The sequence below is a fragment of the Variovorax sp. 01T439_2 genome (genome assembly GCF_056398445.1).
The window spans coordinates 1-3503 of the sequence record NZ_JBFTPJ010000640.1; the positions used below are offsets into that span (position 1 = coordinate 1).

At 57.9% G+C, this 3503-nt stretch carries 5 protein-coding genes; 2 read left to right on the plus strand and 3 right to left on the minus strand.

The features are described 5' to 3' along the window. Window positions 1-380 (minus strand): hypothetical protein (locus AC1DOC_RS24920; protein ID WP_478081244.1); only part of this gene is annotated, 380 nt, incomplete at its 3' end. 402 nt (window positions 381-782) lie between these two features. Here AC1DOC_RS24920 and AC1DOC_RS24925 point away from each other — a divergent pair. Together AC1DOC_RS24925 and AC1DOC_RS24930 are read left to right on the plus strand one after the other, a co-directional pair. After that, on the plus strand, window positions 783-1532 hold the full coding sequence (locus tag AC1DOC_RS24925; protein WP_478130703.1) for an endonuclease/exonuclease/phosphatase family protein: 750 nt from the start codon (window positions 783-785) through the stop codon (window positions 1530-1532). Window positions 1533-1572: 40 nt separating this feature from the next. Further along, window positions 1573-1998, plus strand: a complete 426-nt coding sequence (locus tag AC1DOC_RS24930; protein ID WP_436311649.1) for a hypothetical protein — start codon at window positions 1573-1575, stop codon at window positions 1996-1998. A gap of 183 nt (window positions 1999-2181) precedes the next feature. Here AC1DOC_RS24930 and AC1DOC_RS24935 read toward each other — a convergent pair whose 3' ends face one another. Next, entirely contained in the window at window positions 2182-2781 is a 600-nt protein-coding gene (locus AC1DOC_RS24935; protein ID WP_080515756.1) for a DUF695 domain-containing protein, read from the minus strand. Next, on the minus strand, window positions 2717-3172 hold the full coding sequence (locus AC1DOC_RS24940) for an SMI1/KNR4 family protein (protein ID WP_015867309.1): 456 nt from the start codon (window positions 3170-3172) through the stop codon (window positions 2717-2719). The genes AC1DOC_RS24935 and AC1DOC_RS24940 overlap by 65 nt, the downstream gene beginning before the upstream one ends. Between the last annotated feature and the right edge of the window lie 331 nt (window positions 3173-3503).

Genomic DNA, 3503 nt, shown 5'->3' on the forward strand with positions numbered 1-3503 from the left:
CAATTAGTGTTAACACGCCCTAGCTCCGCCACTTCTCCGACCAACTCAGGGCGAGCGTCAAATTCCTTCTTCAACTTGCTCGCATCCTCGCCAGCCTCGACTCGCGCGACCTCCTTTGTGCTCACGATCACAAGGCGGACCTGACTTCCGTGTGCCTTCGCTCTTTCGAGATTGGCCTTGAATTCGTTCTTCCCAGGACCCTCCCAACGCGTGGTGCGGCCCCAATACTCGGCCGAATTCTCCGGCCCCTTCCGGTAGTGGTGCGCCCATTGGCTCACCACTAGCTCTCCCTGCATCGTCCAGGCAGAGACTGACCACATCGGATTCTTGAGGGTGGCTCCGTATCGGGCGAATGCTTCTGTGAGGCTGAGATGTGCCATGTCGTGAACTCTATCCAATTTGAACCGCAGGACTCGCGAACGCGATGTCTGGAGCATCCCATCGTCGTCRGTCGCGAGCAATGGGCATTTGTGCCTAACTTCTTTGGCAGAAACGTCTCAACGTTCGGGGGAAAGCAGAGGGCGGAACGAGCGTCCACTTCTCTGATCCGGCCTTCCCCTCTTATACCGGCTATGGAGTACCGCCAAACCGAAGGCTACCCGAGCGTGTTCCCGCCGCCGTCGCCGTGTTCGAAGACATGACAAATGCCCCTCGCCAGGGACGGTGAGCTTCAACTATCGTGCGCGTACGAGGTAGCGAAAGAGAAAAGTTCTGTCCCGAGTTTCGGCTCGGGAGACTTGCTTCGCTGCAACCGAGTCGGCGGGATGATGAACGGGAACCGTATGCGAATAGCCACTTGGAATATCAATCATAGGGTTGGCCGGACGACTTTCAGACCGGAGGCGGCGCATGCTGCTTGCGCCCTGGACGCGGACCTCATCTGCTTGAACGAGTTCTATCCGAAGAGCGAAGAAGAATCCTTTAGGGGAGTGCTGTTCGAATCGGGGTACTGCCATCAGCGCATCTCACCTGCAGCCCCGTGTGGAGTGCATGCGAACAGGGTACTTATTGCGTCTCGTAAGCCCATCGAGCAGGTCGACTTGCAAGTACCGACGCACGAACCTCACCTGCGCACAAATGTCCTTGGCGTCCGCACGGACGAAATCACGATTGTGGGTATGCGCGTCCCGGCTTACGACCGTCTGGAGGTGGCGCATCTGCTCGCGGCATGGGAGTGGGCTTCGGACCTGGCAGCGCGACTTTGTGAGCAGCCAGCGGTCATTCTGGGGGACCTGAACGTTTCCCTGAAATCTCTTGGTTATCAGAAGGGCAGGCACCTCCAGGYCATCCTGGCAAACGGGTGGACCCGCGTGGCAACGGTAGGGGCAACGTACCACGGACACAACGGAGTGCGCAGCGAGATTGACCATGTGCTGGTTACACGCCAATGTCGGGCGACGCATCCAGTCGTGCTGACAACCATCGGTGAATTCTCCCTTTGCGGTCAGGCTAACTCCATCTCTGATCACGCCGTGCTCATGTGCGACCTTGAGAGCGTCCCAGTGCTCAGTTCGCCTGAGGTTTCCGAATAGGTTCCTGAAATGCCTATGGCTAAATCTAGGTAGGGCGCTTATGCCGCAGCTCCGGCAGCAACTCGTCCAGACGGCTCTCAAGTGGGAGCAGGCGTTCGGCAATGCGCCCTCGATTACCTCAACTCTGTCCGAATACGATGCGGCAATGTTGTTGGGGCTTACGCCGGAGCAGTACTCCGAATGCATGTATGGTGCGACGGCTGTGCAGAAGGGCTACGATTTCGTTTTCCAGGGCAAGCGTTATCAAGTCAAGGGCAACCGGCCGAGCGGGAAGCCGGGCAGCTTTGTGACTTGGGTGTCAAAGGCGACAAACTACGAATGGGACTTCCTCGTCTGGATCCTGTACGACTCGAGGTATGAAGTTCAGGAGGCGTGGCTGTGGGAGGTCTCCGAATACATGGCGCAGTTCGATCCCATCAAACGGCTCTCGCCGGTGCACTACCGCAGAGGAAAAAGGCTTCCGTGAGCCAAGCGCCAACCTACTGGCGGATCTGAGCGTCGGCTTACTGGACGGGGGGAAGGACTGTTCTGGGCCGAATGTGGCCGGTCGCGGCCTCAGCGCTTTGGGCCCGAAGCTGGCGCCGGACGAGCGGTCACTCAAACTGAAGGTTAGGATCAAGCCGATAACGTGTTTCTCTGGCGCGGCGGTTTAGCGCCGGATAGAGCGCACGAACGAATCGTGAAAGGTCCAGCTTGGATCAGGAGCAGTCTCAAATTCGAGCGGCACAGCCGAAGCCTTCGACTGCACGTTCCGGACAGCGCCGACGAAGCTGCTGGCAGACTCAGCGTAGTAAACCCATTGGCGCCGATTGTTGCCCGTGGAAACGAAAACCAAAGTGGCTGTGTTTGGCCCGAGGCCATTAATCACATCTTCCAAAGCATCCATGGACTTCCGCTCAGAAGTTGCAGGGAGCCCATTGTTTCCGATATACCGCCAAGTGATGGTGACTCGTTCGGGCTGATTCGACCTCTTTAGTCCCGGGGACAACCGGTCGGCGAATCGATATACCAAGACCCACCTGTCTGAAGGTCTGGTCGCAGTTGCTGTGCTCCAAGTCTCTACCGCAGGCGTTGCAAAGGCCAAGCGTGAGATCACGAGCAATGCAGCACCAAAATACAATTTCATAGATGATGTAGACCGATAGCCGAATTTTGCCCGGCGGCGCGACCAGCAAACATGGCCGTCAAGCGGCTCCGGTAACAAGGGCTGCGAAGTCGTCGGCGACGCGGACCAAATCGCACGTCTCATGACGCCAAATGAAGATCTTCGGACCAAGCCCTTTCCCAACCGCCAGAAAGACGAGCTGATCACCTTCGCCGTTGCCCCCCAGAAGCACCGCGGTTGATGGGAAACCACGCCAGTCTCTCGCACGCTGTGTCTCGGGGACGACGCCATTGAGGGTCCGGGCGAACCGCTTTCTGTCGGAATCGTCCGCGATGGGATACAGATGCCCGGCGTCAACTACTTTGAGCGGCTCAAGATAATTGTCGTCCGCCAGATACAGATCCCAGTCGTCGCTCTCGGTTGCGACCGCGCCTCCGTTGCTTCTCATCATGGCCACGCGATACGACGTCGGAAAGCTGACGCCCAAAGCCTGCTCAGCAGCCTGTATGCAGCGCTCATCCAAATCGAACGGCATCAAATCTCCTGCTTTGAAAACTAGGGTCGAAGGTCCGCTGCTGGACGAGATGGTATGGACACCGCCCACTTTTTGGCGACGGATGGGCACCGAAGGGCTGGCGTGTCAGAGTGGCGATAGAAACCGATGGGAATCTCGATGCCGGCCTCCTTGCAGTAGACCTCTATCCTGTCTTTGTACTTTTCTGGCATGCGGGCAATTTACTGAAGCTGAGGTCTGTACGTCTGCTGTTGGCCCGCATCCAGCCGTCTGGGGTCCGAGCCCTGCTCGCCGGGACGGCTTAGGCTCTTGTAGTCGGCGTCGTCCCACTGCAATTCAAGCCGCGTGTAAT